13 protein-coding genes are annotated in these 16,318 nt (G+C 63.7%); 8 read left to right on the top strand and 5 right to left on the bottom strand.

Going from position 1 to position 16,318, the window contains the following annotated elements; genetic code table 11:
• Positions 1-58: 58 nt before the first annotated feature.
• Positions 59-1,555 (bottom strand): lipopolysaccharide biosynthesis protein, encoded by a 1,497-nt coding sequence (locus tag DH10_RS04440; protein ID WP_192251160.1) that lies wholly within the window; start codon positions 1,553-1,555, stop codon positions 59-61.
• A 199-nt stretch (positions 1,556-1,754) separates the two neighbouring features.
• Here DH10_RS04440 and DH10_RS04435 point away from each other — a divergent pair, with 199 nt between their 5' ends.
• The 6 genes from DH10_RS04435 to DH10_RS04410 all read left to right on the top strand — a co-directional run bounded on the left by DH10_RS04435 (position 1,755) and on the right by DH10_RS04410 (position 9,346).
• A complete protein-coding gene (locus DH10_RS04435; protein WP_192384260.1) occupies positions 1,755-2,927 on the top strand; it encodes a glycosyltransferase family protein in 1,173 nt (390 codons plus the stop codon).
• 25 nt (positions 2,928-2,952) lie between these two features.
• A complete protein-coding gene (locus tag DH10_RS04430) occupies positions 2,953-3,942 on the top strand; it encodes a glycosyltransferase family 2 protein (RefSeq protein WP_192251167.1) in 990 nt (329 codons plus the stop codon).
• Entirely contained in the window at positions 3,942-4,886 is a 945-nt protein-coding gene (locus DH10_RS04425; protein WP_192251170.1) for a glycosyltransferase family 2 protein, read from the top strand. The genes DH10_RS04430 and DH10_RS04425 overlap by 1 nt, the downstream gene beginning before the upstream one ends.
• Positions 4,876-5,826 (top strand): glycosyltransferase family 2 protein, encoded by a 951-nt coding sequence (locus DH10_RS04420; protein ID WP_192251172.1) that lies wholly within the window; start codon positions 4,876-4,878, stop codon positions 5,824-5,826. The genes DH10_RS04425 and DH10_RS04420 overlap by 11 nt, the downstream gene beginning before the upstream one ends.
• Before the next feature lie 74 nt (positions 5,827-5,900).
• A complete protein-coding gene (gene galU / locus DH10_RS04415) occupies positions 5,901-6,797 on the top strand; it encodes a UTP--glucose-1-phosphate uridylyltransferase GalU (RefSeq protein ID WP_192251174.1) in 897 nt (298 codons plus the stop codon).
• 167 nt (positions 6,798-6,964) lie between these two features.
• Positions 6,965-9,346 (top strand): polysaccharide biosynthesis tyrosine autokinase, encoded by a 2,382-nt coding sequence (locus tag DH10_RS04410; RefSeq protein ID WP_192251176.1) that lies wholly within the window; start codon positions 6,965-6,967, stop codon positions 9,344-9,346.
• A 98-nt stretch (positions 9,347-9,444) separates the two neighbouring features.
• On the opposite strand, the gene DH10_RS04405 is transcribed toward DH10_RS04410, so the two are convergent.
• Entirely contained in the window at positions 9,445-10,377 is a 933-nt protein-coding gene (locus DH10_RS04405; protein WP_192251178.1) for a LysR family transcriptional regulator, read from the bottom strand.
• Between the two features lie 130 nt (positions 10,378-10,507).
• On the opposite strand from DH10_RS04405, the gene DH10_RS04400 reads away from it, so the two are divergent.
• Positions 10,508-11,500: an NmrA/HSCARG family protein gene (locus tag DH10_RS04400; RefSeq protein WP_192251180.1), complete on the top strand. Its 993-nt coding sequence runs from the start codon at positions 10,508-10,510 to the stop codon at positions 11,498-11,500.
• 28 nt (positions 11,501-11,528) lie between these two features.
• Here the strand turns inward: DH10_RS04400 and DH10_RS04395 are convergent, their stop codons facing one another.
• The 3 genes from DH10_RS04395 to DH10_RS04385 all read right to left on the bottom strand — a co-directional run bounded on the left by DH10_RS04395 (position 11,529) and on the right by DH10_RS04385 (position 15,751).
• A complete protein-coding gene (locus tag DH10_RS04395) occupies positions 11,529-12,263 on the bottom strand; it encodes a metallophosphoesterase (protein WP_312891290.1) in 735 nt (244 codons plus the stop codon).
• A 274-nt stretch (positions 12,264-12,537) separates the two neighbouring features.
• Positions 12,538-13,617: an acyltransferase family protein gene (locus tag DH10_RS04390; protein ID WP_192251185.1), complete on the bottom strand. Its 1,080-nt coding sequence runs from the start codon at positions 13,615-13,617 to the stop codon at positions 12,538-12,540.
• Positions 13,618-13,843: 226 nt separating this feature from the next.
• A complete protein-coding gene (locus tag DH10_RS04385) occupies positions 13,844-15,751 on the bottom strand; it encodes a propionyl-CoA synthetase (protein WP_192251188.1) in 1,908 nt (635 codons plus the stop codon).
• A gap of 418 nt (positions 15,752-16,169) precedes the next feature.
• On the opposite strand from DH10_RS04385, the gene DH10_RS04380 reads away from it, so the two are divergent.
• Entirely contained in the window at positions 16,170-16,268 is a 99-nt protein-coding gene (locus DH10_RS04380; protein ID WP_192251191.1) for a putative RiPP precursor, read from the top strand.
• Positions 16,269-16,318: the final 50 nt, after the last annotated feature.

Genomic DNA, 16,318 nt, shown 5'->3' with positions numbered 1-16,318 from the left:
AGTGGTTTTGCGGCTGTCCCGGCTGCGGCCGGAATACCATCCGGTTGCGCCGGCAAGGTCATTTCGCCTCGCTGGGCGCGGGGGAAAACCCGCGCGCCGGGATCAGCCGCAAGGCCTCCCGAAGCGCCTCGCGGCCGGCGCCGAAGGCGAGCGCTACGATGATGGTGACGACATAGGACAGCACCGCGCCGCCTGCCAGGGCAATGACGGGCTGCGCCGGCAGCATCGGCTTGGCGAGCCAGACCAGCGCCAGCGCCAGATGCGCGCCGAGCACGAATGGGGTTGCCGCGTGCAGCACATGACTGGCCTTGAGCGGTCCGGCCTTGCCGACATAGAGCCAGAGGAAAGGCGTCCGCAGATATTCGCTGATCGCGTAGACGACCGCGACGCCGAGCGCGCCGTAGGGCAGGCCGATGGCGAAGGCCAGCACCGAGGTCACCGCGGTGATGATGCCCCAGCGCATGAAGTCGCCCGAACGGCCCTGGCTGACGAACAGCCATCCGGCCGGATTGTTGAGCGGCTGCAGCAGGCCGGCGAAACCCAGCGCCAGGAAGATGTTGGCGCTCTCGCGCCACTGCGGGCCGAGCACGAAGGGAATGAGCGTGTCCGACATGGCGGTGGCGAAGGCCACACCCGGCAGCGCCACCAGAAGGATCAGCGGCATGACCCGCAGATAGGCGCTGCGGTAGCGGTCCGGCTCGTCCTTCAGCCGCGAAAGCGCCGGCACCATCACTTTCGACAGCGGATTGGTGATCTGGCTGAGCGGGAATAGCAGCAGCTTGTAGGCGCGGTCGTAGAGGCCGAGTTGCGCCTCGCCCCAGTATTTGCCGATCAGCACGTTGTCGAGGTTGCGGGCGAAGAAATTGGCGAAGTTGAAGCCGGTGATGCCGGCCCCGAAATTGATCAGCTGGCTGATGCCCTCGACCTTGCGCGGCAGCCCGGGGCGCCAGCGCGAGGACGCCCAGTAGCAAAGCGTCGGCAGCACGGCGCCAGTCAGCGTGCCGGCAAAAAGCGCCCAATAGGAGCGGTCGATGAAGGTCCAGGCGATCGAGACGACAAGGCCGGAAACGGCGCTGGCGACGTCGATGATGGCGAGCCGGCTGAATTCCATGCGGCGCGTCAGCAGCGCCAGATGCTGGGCGCCGAGGCCATAGGCAATAATCTGCAGGCCGAACGCGGCAACCAGCCCCGTCACGCGCGGCTCGCCGTAGAAGGCAGCCACCAAGGGAGCCGCCGCGGCGAGCACGCAGGCCAGGATCGCGCTCACCGCCGTGTTGATCCAGAAAAGGTAGTTGACCTCCTCATGCCGGATGCCGGTTTTCTGGATCGTCGCCTGGGTCAGGCCGAAATCCTGGAACAGCGCGATGAAGGCAAGCACCGGCGCGCACATCGCCACGACACCGAAATCCTGTGGCGACAAAAGCCGCGACAAAACGATGACGGAGACGATCTGGGTAGCGACCCGCACGCCCTGCGCCATCGCGGTGACGACGGCGCCGCGCCCGACCGATCTGCGCAACGAGCCCTCGGGCGGATCGAATGCACTGGTTTCCAAATTCAGGAATCCCTGTTTTTGCACCGGCCCGACATCGTCGCGACCGGCGCCCGCCGCCATCCACAAACTACCGCAAGAGGTTTTTGCAGCGCAACAAAAAATGTGCGGCGTTTGCTACGCTGCACCAAAAATGTTGCGATGCAGCAAAAGCTGTACTAGCATCCTCTTTGGGTGGCGGGCCCAACTGCGGTCGAGTTTTATGCTGCATGTCTTGTACCTTGTGCATGACGTATCAGACCCGGCGGTGCGCCGGAGGGTCAAAATGCTCAGGGCAGGCGGTGCCAGGATCACCCTGGCGGGTTTCCGCCGCACTCCCAATCCGATCGCCGAGATCGAAGGTCTCGATCCGGTCGACCTCGGCCCGACGCGCGACGGCCGATTCGCGCAGCGCATCGGCGCTGTGGCCAAGGCCGCCATGTCGATCGGCGCCAAGTTCGCGGGCGTGGCGCGACCCGACCTGATCATCGCGCGCAACCTCGAGATGCTGGCGCTTGCCCGCCGCGCGAACCAGGCTTTCGGTGCCGGCGTGCCGATCGTCTACGAATGCTTGGACATCCACCGGCTGGTGCTGCGCAACGACCTGATCGGCAAGACGCTGCGCAGCGCCGAACGCCATCTCGCTCGCGACGTGAAGCTTCTGGTGACCAGCTCTCCCGCTTTCATCGCCAACTATTTCAAGCCGTTCGGGCAAATCGCCGCACCGGTCGAGCTGATCGAGAACAAATATTTCGACACCATGCCGGTGCCGGCCGACGGTCTGCCTGAGAAGGAGGGCCCGGCAGCGCCGCCCTGGCGCATCGGTTGGTTCGGCGCGCTGCGCTGCCACCGCTCGCTGGAGCTCCTGGCCGAATTCCCCCGCCGGCAAAGCGGACGCTTCGAAGTGGTGCTCAGGGGTCGTCCGGCGCTGTCGGAATTCCCGGATTTTCACGCCTTCGTCGAGGCCGAGCCCTGGCTTTCCTTTGGCGGTGCCTATCGCAATCCGGAGGACATGGCAGCGATCTACCGCGAGGTGCATTTCTCCTGGGCGATCGATTTCTTCGAGCAAGGCCAGAATTCCGAATGGCTGCTTCCCAACCGCCTTTACGAAGGCTGCCGCTTCGCCGCCGTGCCGATCTCGATGGCGAGCACCGAAACCGGCCGGTTCCTCAAGCGGCAGGACATCGGCGTGCTTCTGTCGGAAGCCACTCCTGAAGGGCTCGACACCGCGCTTGGCCGGATGGACCAGAAACGCTTCGGCAAGCTGAAATCCCGCGTGCTGGCCCGCAATCCGAGGACCTGGAGCTACGACCGCGGCGATTGCCTGGCTTTCGTCGACAAGCTGCGCGCCCTGACCGCCGTTCGCGGAACCTTCGCGACCGAGGCGCTGGCATAGGATGGCTGAGAATGGACAAAAGCCGATGACGCGGACCACCGCATCAAGCCTGATCGTCATTCCGTGCCTCAACGAGGCCGCCCATATCGGCACGCTGCTAGGGCAATTGCGTCCGGCGGCGGCGCGGCTTGGCGCACGCATCGTCGTCGCCGATGGCGGCAGCACCGACGGCACGCAAGGCATTGTCGAAAGGGTTGCCGCCGAGGACCCGCGGGTCATGCTGCTAGCCAATCCAAAGCGCATCCAGAGCGCCGCCATCAACCTGGCGGTGGCGACGTTCGGCGACGACGCCGACTATCTCATCCGCATCGACGCGCATGGCGGCTATCCCGCCGATTATTGCGACCGGCTGGTCGAGGAGGCGATTGCAACAGGTGCCGATTCGGTCGTCGTCTCGATGCTGACCAGCGGCACGGGCGCGATGCAGAAGGCGGTTGCCGCGGCACAGAATTCCAAGCTCGGCACCGGCGGCTCGAAGCATCGCCACATGTCGGCGGGTGAATGGGTCGACCACGGCCACCATGCGCTGATGCGCATCGCCGCCTTCCGGGCGGTCGGCGGCTATGACGAAAGCTTCAGTCACAACGAGGACGCCGAGCTCGACCATCGCCTCCGACTGGCCGGCTACCGCATCTGGATGAGCGGCAGGACGCAGATGGTCTATTATCCGCGCTCTACGCTGAAGAGCCTCTTTTTCCAGTATCTCGGCTATGGCCGCGGCCGCGCCAGGAACGTGCTGAAGCATCGCATGATGCCGAAGCTGCGGCAGATGATCCCGTTGCTGGTATTCCCGGTGGTGCTGCTGACGCTCTTGTCTCCAATCTTTATGCTGGCGGCCGTGCCGTTTCTGATATGGGCGGCGGTCTGCCTTGGTTATGGCGTCCGGACCGCGATCAGCCAGCGCAATCTGGCCATCGTGCTGGCCGGCGTGTCGGTGATGGTCATGCATTTGGGCTGGTCCATGGGCTTCTGGCTGCAACTCCTCGGCCCGCAGCCATCGCGCGAGGCGGCGTGATGGCTGCAAAGAAGAACGGCAGCGTCGACATCTGCATCTGCACCTTCCGCAGGCCGGAGCTTGCAGACACGCTGCGCTCCATCGCCGCGCTGGAAAGGCCCGCCGGCCTCGAGATCGGCGTTGTCGTCGCCGACAATGACGACGAGCCGACGGCACAGTCGCAGGTGAAGGCCTTGGCGCAGGAGCTGAAGCTGCCGATCCGCTATCGCCACGCGCCAGCCCGCAACATCTCGATCGCCCGCAACGCCTGCCTCGATGCCAGCGTTTCGGATCTCGTCGCCTTCATCGACGACGACGAGACGGCCTCGCCGGGTTGGCTCGTCGAGCTTGTCGCAACCGCTAAGGCGACCGGCGCGACGGCCGTGCTCGGCCCGGTTCGCGCGACATATCGCCAGGATGCGCCGGACTGGATGCGCAAGGGCGATTTCCACTCGACCTTGCCCGTCTGGGTGCGCGGCGAGATCCGCACCGGCTACACCTGCAATGTCCTGCTCAGGATGACCGAGGAGAGCCTGCGCAACCGGCGTTTCAGCCTGGCGCGCGGCCAGACCGGCGGTGAGGACACCGAATTCTTTGACAGCATGGTCAAGGCCGGCGGATGCATCGCCTTTGCCCCGCGGGCCTTTGTCGACGAGGTGGTGCCGCGCTCGAGGGCTGCCTTCGAGTGGCTGCGCCGCCGCCGCTTCCGCTTCGGACAGACGCATGGCCACCTCATTGGACGCAACGTCGGCGGCCTGCGCCGCGCCGGCCAGGTCGGTCTCGCTTCGGCCAAGGCAGCCTATTGCTTCTGCATGGCGCTTTTGACCGCGGTCAGCCCTGTGCGACGGAACCGCAGCGTGCTGCGCGGCATTATGCATGTCGGTGTCGTCAGCGGTTTGGTCGGCGTCCGCGAAATCCGCCAATACGGCCTGAACCCACAGGAAGGGGACAAGCGTGCAGCCTGACGTCAGCTTCGTCATCGCCGCTTACAACGCCGAGGCGACCCTCGATCGGGCGATCCTCAGCGCAGTGGCGCAGCGCGACGTCTCCGTCGAAATCATCGTCGTCGACGACCGGTCGAGCGACCGCACGCTCGATATCGCGCGCGCCTATCCCGAGGACATCGTCAGGGTGGTCGCGCTTCCGGCCAACCGGGGTCCTGGCGGCGCCAGGAATGCCGGGCTCGGCGTAGCCCGCGGTCGCTGGATTGCCGTGCTCGATTCCGACGATGCGGTCCTTCCAGGCAGGCTGGCGGCGATGATCGCGCGGGCGGAAATGGCAGGTGCCGAGATCGCGGTCGACAATGTCCAGGTCGTACGCGAGGACGGCACGCCCGACGACATCATGTTCCCGACCACCTATCTCGAAGAACTCGCCGAAATATCTCTTGCCGACTACATCGCCGGCAACGTGGTCTTCGAGTCGCGCTTCAACCTCGGCTATCTGAAGCCGATCTTCCGGCGTCGTTTCCTGGACGAAAACCGGCTCCGCTACGACGAGGATCTGCGCATTGGCGAAGACTACATTCTTCTGGCGAGCGCGCTGGCAAAGGGCGGCCGTTGCGTGGTGGAGCCGACCGTCGGCTATGTCTACCACATCCGCACCGGCTCGATCTCGCGGGTGCTCGAATTGCACCATGTCGAGGCGATGGCCAAAGCCGACGCAGCCTTCGCCGCCGCGCATTTCATGGACGAAGGCGCCAAGGCGGCCTTCGCCAGACGCGGCCGCAGCCTGCGCAAGGCGGCCTCGTTCCTGTCATTGGTTCAGCACATCAAGGCGCGTGCGCCGCTCAAGGCGATCCGCACGGCGCTCAGCGATCCGGCCGCGGTCAGGCACATGAGCATGCCGATCGCGGTTCGGCTGAGAAGGGTTGCGGCACAGTTTGCCGTGGGCATGGGGAGGTGAAGCATGCGGGCGCATGGAATGCGGTTTCATAGCCAGCGATAGGTAAAAATCGATCTCCGCAGAAGGAATAAGCGATGCAGAAAGTCAGGAAGGCAGTCATACCGGTGGCGGGGCTCGGAACGCGGTTCCTGCCGGCGACCAAATCGATGCCGAAGGAAATGCTGCCCGTCGTCGACAAGCCTGTCGTGCAATATGCCGTGGACGAGGCGTTCGAGGCCGGGATCGAGCACATCGTCTTCGTCACCGGCCGCAACAAGGCGGTCATCGAAGACTATTTCGACCTGCATCCTGAACTGATCGGAACGCTCGAGCAGACCGGCAAGAAGGCGCAGCTCCAATCGCTGGAGAGCCTGCTGCCCGTGGCCGGCGCCACCTCCTTCATCCGCCAGCAGTCGCCGCACGGCCTCGGCCATGCCGTATGGTGCGCGCGCGATGTGATCGGCAACGAGCCGTTCGCGCTGCTGCTTCCCGACATGGTGTCCTTCGGCGCGCCGGGCTGCCTCGCCGAAACCGTCGATCTCTATCAGCGGACCGGCGGCAACGTCATCGCCGTCGAGCGCTGCGATCCTTCGGAAACCGGCAAATACGGCATCGTCGGCCGCGGCACCGAGGTGGCCTCCGGCTTCGAGGTGACCGCCATGGTCGAGAAGCCGGCTCCCGCCGACGCGCCGTCGAACTTCTACATCAACGGCCGTTATATCCTGCAGCCGGAGATATTCGCCCTGCTCGGCACCCAGCAGCGCGGCGCGGGCAACGAGATCCAGCTCACCGATGCCATGGTTCGCCTGGCCGAGAGCCAGCCCTTCTATGCTCAGCCTTTCAACGGCCGCATGTTCGACTGCGGCTCCAAGGAGGGCTTCATCGAGGCCACCATCGCCTTTGCCCTGGCGCGCGACGACATGAAAGGACCTGTCTTCGAAATGCTGCAGCAGTTCGTCCGGTCGCACGAGCGCCGGGAAGTGGCCGCATAATGCCCATTTTTTGGGTGCATATGCGAATTCGCGATGGCGTGACAGCCGCGCAAGCGCTTGGCCTTTCTGGCCAGGCGCCCCATGGCACGGATGTTGCGTGGTCTTTTCTGGTAACGACGCCACTCTTCGAAGGCCGGTAGCGCCTGCAACCTGGAATTGGACCGAAGATGAATTACGCCAACTTTCCTCTCGACAAGAGGATGCCATTGCCCAGCACCGAACCGGAAAAGGGTGAAGATTTCATCGACGTCGAGCGCCTGCTTGGCATGGCGGCCCGGCAGGCCAAGGTGGTGGCGGTCTGCGCCGTCATCGGCCTGTTCCTGGGTCTGATTTATCTTCAGACGACGCCCAAGCAATACACGTCCTTTGCGAGCGTGCTGATCGACGAGGGCCTGAACAAGGTCGTGGACGACATCTCGGCGGTCAGTGCCACGCAGCAGACGGACGCGACGATCCTCAGCCAGATCGAAATTCTCAGCTCCGCGCGACTGGCGTCGGAGGTGGTCGACAAGCTGAAGCTCGATCAGAACCAAGAGTTCATGAACCCGCCGCAATCGGCTTTGGCCAAGGGTGTCGGGTTCCTGCGCGGTATCGTTGCCTATTTTCGCGGCAGCGCGGCCAACGAACTCCCTGGGATCGAGAATGTGGATGCCGCAACGCGCGAAGCCATGATGAAGGCCGCGACCCATGACTATGCGGTCCTCGTTCTGCAAACCGGATTGATGGCGGATCGCAACGGCCGCAGCAACGTCATTACGTTGGGCTATCAGTCGACGAATCCGGCCCTCGCCACGGCCATCACCAAGGCCTATGCCGACGCCTATCTGGCTGATCAGCTCAATGCCAGCTTCGACGCCACCGAGCGCGCGGCTGTCTGGCTGCAGGGCAGGCTGACCGAACTGCGCCAAAGCTCGCAGGCGGCCGCCATGGAGGTCGAGAAATTCAGGGCTGAGCACGGGCTGTCCGCAAACAGCGACGGCCAGCTGATCAGCGGCAAGCAACTGTCCGACCTCAACGCCCAGCTCATCATCGCGCAGGCCGATACGGCGCGCGCCAGCGCCCGCTACCAGCAGTACAAGGCGATCGTCGACAGCGGCTCAGAGAATGCTTTCAACGATTCGGCGATTGCATCCGATCAGCCGAGCAGCTCGGTCATCATCGGACTCAAGACGCGTTATCTCGCCGTCTCCAAGCGGCTGCAGGATGTCGAGGCGAATTTCGGCAAGGACCACCCGCAGGCGGTGGCGCTCGCCAGGGAAAAGGCCGATGTATCGGCGCAGATCTTCGGGCAGTTGAAGCAGATCACCGAAAGCTATCGCAACGACTTCCAGGTGTCGCAGGCGCGCGAGGCCGAACTCAGGCAGAAGATCACGACCGCTGCCGGCCAGAGCTCGGTCGACAATGAGTCGCAGGTGAAGCTGAGGGAACTGGACCAGCAGGCGCAGGCGCTCTCCACGCTCTACCAGACCTTCCTCAGCCGCTACCAGGAGGCCTCGCAGCAGCAGTCCTTCCCCGTCGGCAAGGTGCGCATCATCTCGGACGCGAACATGCCTCTTGCCGCGTCAAGCCCCCGCACCATCAGGGTTCTGGCGCTCTCGCTGGTGCTCGGCCTTATGCTCGGCGCCGGTTTCGGCGGCCTGAACGAATTCAACGAGCGCTTCTTCCGGACCGGCGAGGACGTTCGCGACCGCGTCGGCCTGAAGTTCCTCGGCTATCTGCCGACGATCGGCGGCGGCAGGGCCAAGGAGGCGAAGCCGGACGACTTGCCGGCCGACGGCAAGGTCGCCAGCCTGTCGGCCGCCGAGAAAAGGGCGCGCATGCGGGTTAGCCTCGATGCGCCGGCCTCGATGTTCGCCGAGACACTCCGCAACGCCAAGATCGCGTTCGATGTGGTGATGGAAGACAAGGACAGCCGGGTGATCGGCGTCATCTCGGTCCTGCCCGGCGAAGGCAAGTCGACGGTTGCGGCAAACCTCGCCGGTCTGCTCGCCGCCAATGGCGCCAAGACGTTGCTCATCGATGGCGACCTGCGCAACCCCGGCCTCAGCCGCAGCCTCGGCATGGAGTCCGAGCACGGGCTGATGGAAGCAGTGGTCAACGGGCAGACCTGGCAGTCGGTCGGCAAGGTCGACCGCCAGACCAAGCTGGCGATCATCCCCGCCGTGCTGCGCGGCCAGTTCTCGCACACCAGCGAGCTTCTGGGCTCGGCCGGCATGCGGCGCTTCATCGAGAACGCCAGGGAGACGTTCGAATACATCATCGTCGACTTGCCGCCGCTCGGACCGGTGGTCGACGCCAAGGCCTTCGCGCCGCTGGTTGACGGCTTCGTGCTCGTCACCGAATGGGGCCGCACGCCGCGCGCCATGGTGCGCTCGATGCTGGAACAGGAACCCTACATCGCCGACAAGATCGTCGGCGCGGTGCTCAACAAGGTCGAGCTGAAGAAGCTGGCGAAATACGGCTCGCTTGGCGGTTCGGAGAAGTTCTTCGACCGCTATTCGAGCTACTATCTGGAGAAGTCGGAATCGCGCGCCAAGCAGGCTGCCTAAAGCAATTCCAGGAAAAGTGCGTAGCGCTTTTCTGTCCGGAATTGCGCCGGGATAAAGAGATGGAGCGGTTCTGCGTTTCCGTGAAATAACGAACCGCTCTATCGGTGACCATCGCGCGCCCGAGACGAGGATTGATGCGCGATAAGCGAGACAACGGCCTCACGGACCCAGCGTTGGCCGCTGTGGCCGTGACTGCGCTCATGCCACACCATTCCCACGGCAAAGCCTTCAACGGGAAATGGACAGTCTATGATTTTAAGCTTGTCCGCACTGTCGCGTACCAGGCGTTCTGGGACCAGTGCAACAAAGTCCGAGTGAGATACGATCTCGGGGACGAACAGGAACGAAGCCGCGGAGAGCACCACGTTACGCTTGTGTCCGAGAGCGGCCAACGCACTGTCCACCGGCGTCACGAAGCCGCCGCCATCCAAGGACACGATCACTTGCTCTAGTTTGGCGAATTCAGCGACGCTGATTTCTTCCCGCAGCCGTGGATGCTTCCGGCGACCGATGAGCACATAGCGCTCATCGAACAGATGTCGGGCGCGAAGACTTGGCGGGGCCGCTTGCGGCGTCATCAGTGCCAGATCCACATCACCGCGCGCCATCTGCGCTTCCAACTGCGACATGTCCAGATTGCGTATCGCGACGCGAACACCGGGTGCTCGCGTCCTGAGCTCCACAACAAGCGGCTTGATCACCGCTGCTTGCAGATAGTCTGTACAAGCGATTGCGAAGGTTAGCTTGGCCTTCGTCGGATCGAAGTTCTTATGCGAGGTGAGCGTGGCGCGAACTTGATCAAGGGTTTGGCGCAACGGACCGAGCAACTCCATTGCTTTAACCGTCGGCGTCATCCCTCGCTGGGCGGGAATTAGCAATTGGTCGTCGAACTCGTGCCTGAGACGGTTTAACTGGGCGCTGACTGCTGGCTGGCTCAGATGCAGTCGGGCAGCCGCCTTCGTGACGTTCCGCTCGATCAGCAGCGTCTCCAGGGTAACCAACAGGTTGAGATCCAGGCGCTTGGTATCCATGGAGCGGATAGTAGCCGAATATTTCTACGATTTCAAAAATAGCTTGGAGCAGTCGAGACTTCGTGGTCAGGGCCGCGCCGACCGTCGATCAGGCGGAGGCGGTTTCCACCCTCAGACCGGGATGATTAGCATGATACAAGCCGATACTTCCAAACCTCTGATCAGCGTTGTTGGTGCCTCGAGTAAGCAAGGTCGCAGCGTCGCCAATTCCCTGCTCGACAGTGGGCGCTACCGGGTACGCGCCCTGACGCGGCGCCTCGACAGCCAACCTGCGCAAGCCTTGGCGCAGAAGGGTGCCGAAGTCGTGGCGGCACCGCTTGAACTCGGTAGGCAGGCCGAACTGACCGAGGCACTGAAAGGTTCGGCCGGGGCATTCCTGATGACGCCGCCCATCGTCAAGGTGCCGCCGGCGGAACCCGAACTCAACCTCGGCAAGGAGTTGGCCGATGCGGCGGTGGCGGCCGGCGTGGAACACGTGGTGTTCAGCGGGCTCGAAAATGTCGAAGCGATCACCGGCGGCACCAAGTGGGCGCCGCATTTCACGGACAAGGCGAAGGTAGAGGACTATATTCGCGGCTTACCTGTCCGCAGCTCGTTTGTTTACCTGGCGTTTTATTACACCAACTTCCTGGAGTACTACGTGCCGCAAAGCGAGGAGGACGGCATAACGTTCGCCATATACTTGCCGCCGGACATCCCCATGCCCTTCTGCGATCCGCTCACCGCGGCCGGCCCGGCGGTGCGCGAAATCTTCGATCATCCGGCGCGATACGCCGGCGAAGTCCTGCCGGTAATCGGCGAGTTTATCTCGGCGCGGCAAATGGTGGACACGTTTGTGCAAGTCACCGGAAAGCCAGCGCGCTACGCCTCTGCGTACTCGCGCGAAGACTTGTTGCGCCACTTTCCGAGTTTCGCCGGCAACGAGCATCTCGTGCGCGAGTTGGTGGGTATGGTCGAATACTGCGTCGAATATGGCTACTACGCCCCCGAGCGCGATCTGACCTGGAGTCGGAAAATCGATCCGAATGCACTGACTTGGGAACAGTTCCTCAAGCGCAGCAAATGGCAAGGCGATCTGCTGTCCTATGGCGCCGCCGCCGAGGCCGAGCTTGCGCCGACCTGAGAGCGGCGAACGCTCCAGGGCCCTCTCCCTAATCGCCGGAAGATAGCAGCCGTCCATATTTGCCGACGATCCTGAGGGCGGTCAGCCGACCGCTCTGGAAGGCGCCCGTGTCGATGCCGAGCCGGCGCCCATCGAGTGTCGGAGCATCCACGATCGTATGTCCATGCACGACCCAATGATCGAGGCGATGCGCCGCCGCCAGGAAATCCGATCGGATGTTGAGCAGGTCGGCCTCGTCCTGGGCTTCGAGCGCGATCCCGGGCCGGATGCCGGCGTGCACGAACACGAACTCATCCGAGCAGACCATCACCGGCAGCGTGCGGAGGAAGCCGATATGGCCGGCAGGAATCGTCTCGCGGATGCGCTCATCGACCTCTTCGCTCGAGGCGTAGAGATTGGCGAGATGCGCCGGATCGATGCCATAGGAATAGAGGGTCTCCCGTCCGCCGACCGCGAGCCATGGCTCCCGCGACAGGGAGCCGTCGAGATAGGCGAGCATCGCCACTTCGTGGTTCCCGGCTAGGCAGACGCGCAGGAAGCCTTTTGGCGGCGGCGCCATCAGATGCTCGAGCACGCGGCACGAATTGGGCCCGCGGTCGATATAGTCGCCGAGCATGATGATGACCTTGCGGCCACGGAATAGCTGCGCGTCGAGCAGGATCTTCTGTTCGAGCGCGCGCAACTCGTCATAGCAGCCATGCACGTCGCCGATCGCGTAGACCACCGTGTCGCGCATATCCATCACCAGCCGTTCGCGCGGCAAGGGTCGGGGTCGTCTCGATCGCTGGAACAGGCTCACGGATTGAGGCTCGGTATTCGAATTTAGATCGCGCCACGGAGCGTGGACTAAGCCTCGATATCACGCCGAACGCAAACAATTCCACACCGGCCGGCGATGCATTGCCGACGCGAGGACCGGACGCTGTTGCTGACTTAATGCATGTCGCGCAAAAGTGTGCAGCGGTTTTGCGAAAACGACACGCATAAAAACAAAGACCTAAAGCGCGTCGCCTGAATCCGTTTCAGTGCGACGCGCTTTAGGCGGCTTTCAACCGGTAGCGGAAGAGCGTGTGGTCGAGCAGCAGGCGGATGCGCGGCTCGGCCTCGGCCGCCACCAGCCAGCTTGCCGCGATCATGGCCGCGCCGACGATCGGGATCGAGACGAGGTAGGGCACGCCCGCCCGGATCAGGGCGCCGAGCACGGCCGCGCCGACGACGTCGTGGATGAGGTAGAGCGGATAGGTCATCAGCCCGATCCGGCGCCAGCCGCGCCAGGAAAGATCGAGGCGCAGCGACCAAGCCATCAGCGCCACCGCGGCCAGGAAGATGATGATCGGCGGCGCGTAGGGCATCGCGGCCTCCACCTTGATGCTGTGCACGTCGACTGAGCTGACGATCTGCAGCGCGCCGCCGGCGAGGAACAGGCCTGAGAAGCCGAGGCGCGGGATGGTCACCGCCTTGAAGTGCATCAGCCACAGCAGCACGCCGACGGCGAAGAAAGCGCCATGATGCACCAGGGTGAGTTGCAGCCAGCGCGTTTCGGCAAGATCGGACCAGTCGAAGAGAAAATAGGCGCACCAGAACAGCGTGCTGACGAGACCGATGACAACGGCGACGGCTTCCATCAGGTCGAATCGGCCAAGCCTGAGCAGGATCCAGACGATGGCGTAGAAGGCGATCTCGATGCCGAGCGTCCAGTAGACGCTGTCCACCCATGGCTCGAACGGCACGAACAGCGCCGTGCGGGCAAGCCGCACTACGGCGTCCGTCGGCCAGGAGAGGCCGACGAGCAGCAACACGATCGCCGAGATCGGCGCGCAGACCCAGACGGCAGGCGCCAGCCGCCTCACGCGCGCCTCGAAGAACTTGAGTGGAGTAGAATTCTCGGCGCTGAAGGCGATGACGAAGCCGCTGATGACGAAAAACACCTGCACGCCGACCCAGCCGGAGCCGACGAAGGCCATTTCGGGATGGGCTGGGATGCCGCCGGTCGAGCGCGCCGAGACGCCGTCGGGAAATGCCCATACCCAGAAGCCATAGTGATAGAACATCACCATGACGGCGGCGAGGAAACGCAATATGTCGACGCCGCCGAATGTCATCTTGTGCTGAGCCATGCCGTGCCTTCGGAATGGCCCCCCACGCTAACTTTACGGACTGTTGCTGCATTGCACAACAGTCGATTGCAGTGCGGGATGAATTCGTACAAGCGCCTGACGTCGCAAATCATCGGCGCTTGCGAAGCAGCCTAAAGCGCGTCGCGATCTTTCAGATACGCTCCGTGATTTTGATTTTACGCAAGTCTTTGTCCCGAAACCGGTTCCCACTTTCGGGAGACATGCTTTAAAGCCCGATGCCGCGGCTCTTCAGCGCCGCCGTGATCTCGTCCAGGATCACGGGGTCGTCGATGGTCGCCGGCATGGTCCATTCTTCCTTGTCGGCGATCTTCTGCATCGTGCCGCGCAGGATCTTGCCGGAGCGCGTCTTCGGCAGCCGCTTGATGGTCACCACCGTCTTGAAGGCGGCGACCGGACCGATCCGCTCGCGCACGAGCCCCACCACTTCGCTTTCGATGGCGCCGGTATCGCGCGACACACCGGCATTGAGCACGACGAAGCCGAGCGGAACTTGACCCTTCATCGCATCGGCGATGCCGATGACGGCGCATTCGGCGACGTCCGGATGCGCGGCCAGCACCTCCTCCATCGCGCCGGTCGAGAGACGGTGGCCGGCGACATTGATGATGTCATCGGTGCGGGCCATGACATAGAGGTAGCCGTCCTCGTCCATCATGCCGGCGTCGGCCGTCTTGTAGAAACCGGGGAACTCCTCGAGATAGGCTTGACGGAAGCGGGCATCGGCATTCCAGAGCGTCGGCAGGCAACCCGCCGGCAGCGGTAGCTTGACCACGACGTTGCCGAGTGTGCCGCGCGCCACCTCATGGCCGGCATCGTCGAGAATGCGAATATCGTAGCCCGGCATCGGCACGCCCGGCGAGCCGTATTTGACCGGCAAAAGTCCGAGCCCGGCGGGGTTGATCGTCATCGGCGAGCCGGTCTCGGTCTGCCACCAATGGTCGATCACTGGACGGTTGAGCTTCTGCTCGGCCCATTTGATGGTCTCGGGGTCGGCGCGTTCTCCGGCGAGGAACAGGGTGCGGAATTTCGACAGGTCGTATTTCGGCACGAACTCGCCCGTAGGGTCCTGCCCCTTGATGGCGCGGAAGGCGGTCGGCGCGGTGAACAGCGCGACCACGCCGTGCTCCGAGATCACCCGCCAATAGGTGCCGGCGTCCGGCGTGCCGATGGGCTTGCCCTCGAAAAGCACGCTGGTGCAGCCGTGCAAGAGCGGCCCGTAGACGATGTAGGAATGGCCGACCACCCAGCCGACATCGGAAGCCGCCCAGAACACTTCGCCCGGCTTGACGCCGAACTCGTTGTCCATCGTCCATTTCAGGGCGACCATATGGCCGCCATTGTCGCGCACGATGCCCTTCGGCTGCCCGGTCGTGCCGGAGGTGTAGATGATGTAGAGCGGGTCGGTGGCCAAGACCGGCACGCAGTCGACATTGGCTCCCGCCGCCCGCTCGCGGGCAACTGCGTCGGCATAGTCGAAGTCGTAATTGTCCTTCATCTCGCAGCGCAGTTGCTCGCGTTGCAGGATCAGGCAGGCGTCGGGCTTGTGCCTCGACATCTCGATCGCCCTGTCGAGCAGCGGCTTGTAGGCGACGACGCGTCCGGGCTCCAGGCCGCAGGAGGCGGTGATGATCAGCTTCGGCTTGGCGTCGTCGATGCGGGTGGCGAGCTCATGCGAGGCGAAGCCACCGAACACCACCGAATGCACGGCGCCGATGCGGGCCGAGGCGAGCATGGCGATGGCCGCCTCTGCCACCATCGGCATGTAGATGATGACGCGGTCGCCCTTGGTGATGCCCCGGTTCTTGAGCACGGAGGCGAGCGCGACCACCTCGCGCTTCAATTCGGCATAGGTGAATTTCCGGATCGTGCCGGTGATCGCGCTGTCATGGATCAGCGCCAACTGGTCGGCGCGGCCGCCCGCCACATGGCGGTCGATGGCGTTGAAGCAGGTGTTGCAGGTGGCGCCGGTGAACCAGCGGCCGTAGACGCCGGCCGTCGGATCGAAGACGCTTTTGGCCGGCGAATACCAGTCGATCGCCTTGGCCGCCTCGGCCCAGAACGCTACGGGGTCGCGTTTCCAGCCCTCATAGACTTCGCGGTAGCGTGAGGCCATCGACTTTCCTCCCCAGGAACATTTTCGTCGTCTGGCCATAGCCTAAGCCGCTTCTCACGGCCATGTCTTCCTGCATTTTGGTCGACGTCGCTTGGGAAATTTGTCCTGGCGGCGCTTCCGCTTGGAGCGCCGTTCGACCGGTCGCGGATTGAAAGCCGGCTTAGAGCGGCAATGCCGCCAGCATCAGCCCGACGCCGCCGGCGATCAGAATGGCGGCCGCCAATGCCTTCCGGGGGCGCTCGAATGCCGTCGGAGGCCGATCCCAGTTGTAACGCATACTGTCCACTCCCCCGAAAACCCCGGCGGACTCTTAGCTTACTTAAGGGAAAGATCGCAACCCTGACGGGAAGCGCCAACTTGACAGCCGGCACAGCCCGCCGTCATCCTCGCGCGTGGATTTTTTTCTTGGGGGATTTTGATGAAGAGAACTTACGAAAAGCCGGTACTGGTCAAGCGCGAGAAGCTGTCGAGTGTGGTCGCGGGCGGCTTGAGTGGCCCGACGGGTGTGACCGGCTGATGACCCTGCCTGCCTGACATCAGGCGATGGACAGCGCCCTTACGTCGCGC

Origin of the sequence: Mesorhizobium silamurunense, assembly GCF_014843825.1 — a bacterium.
GTDB classification, from domain to species: Bacteria; Pseudomonadota; Alphaproteobacteria; order Rhizobiales; family Rhizobiaceae; genus Mesorhizobium; species Mesorhizobium silamurunense.
This window is presented reverse-complemented; position numbering and strand designations above follow the sequence as displayed.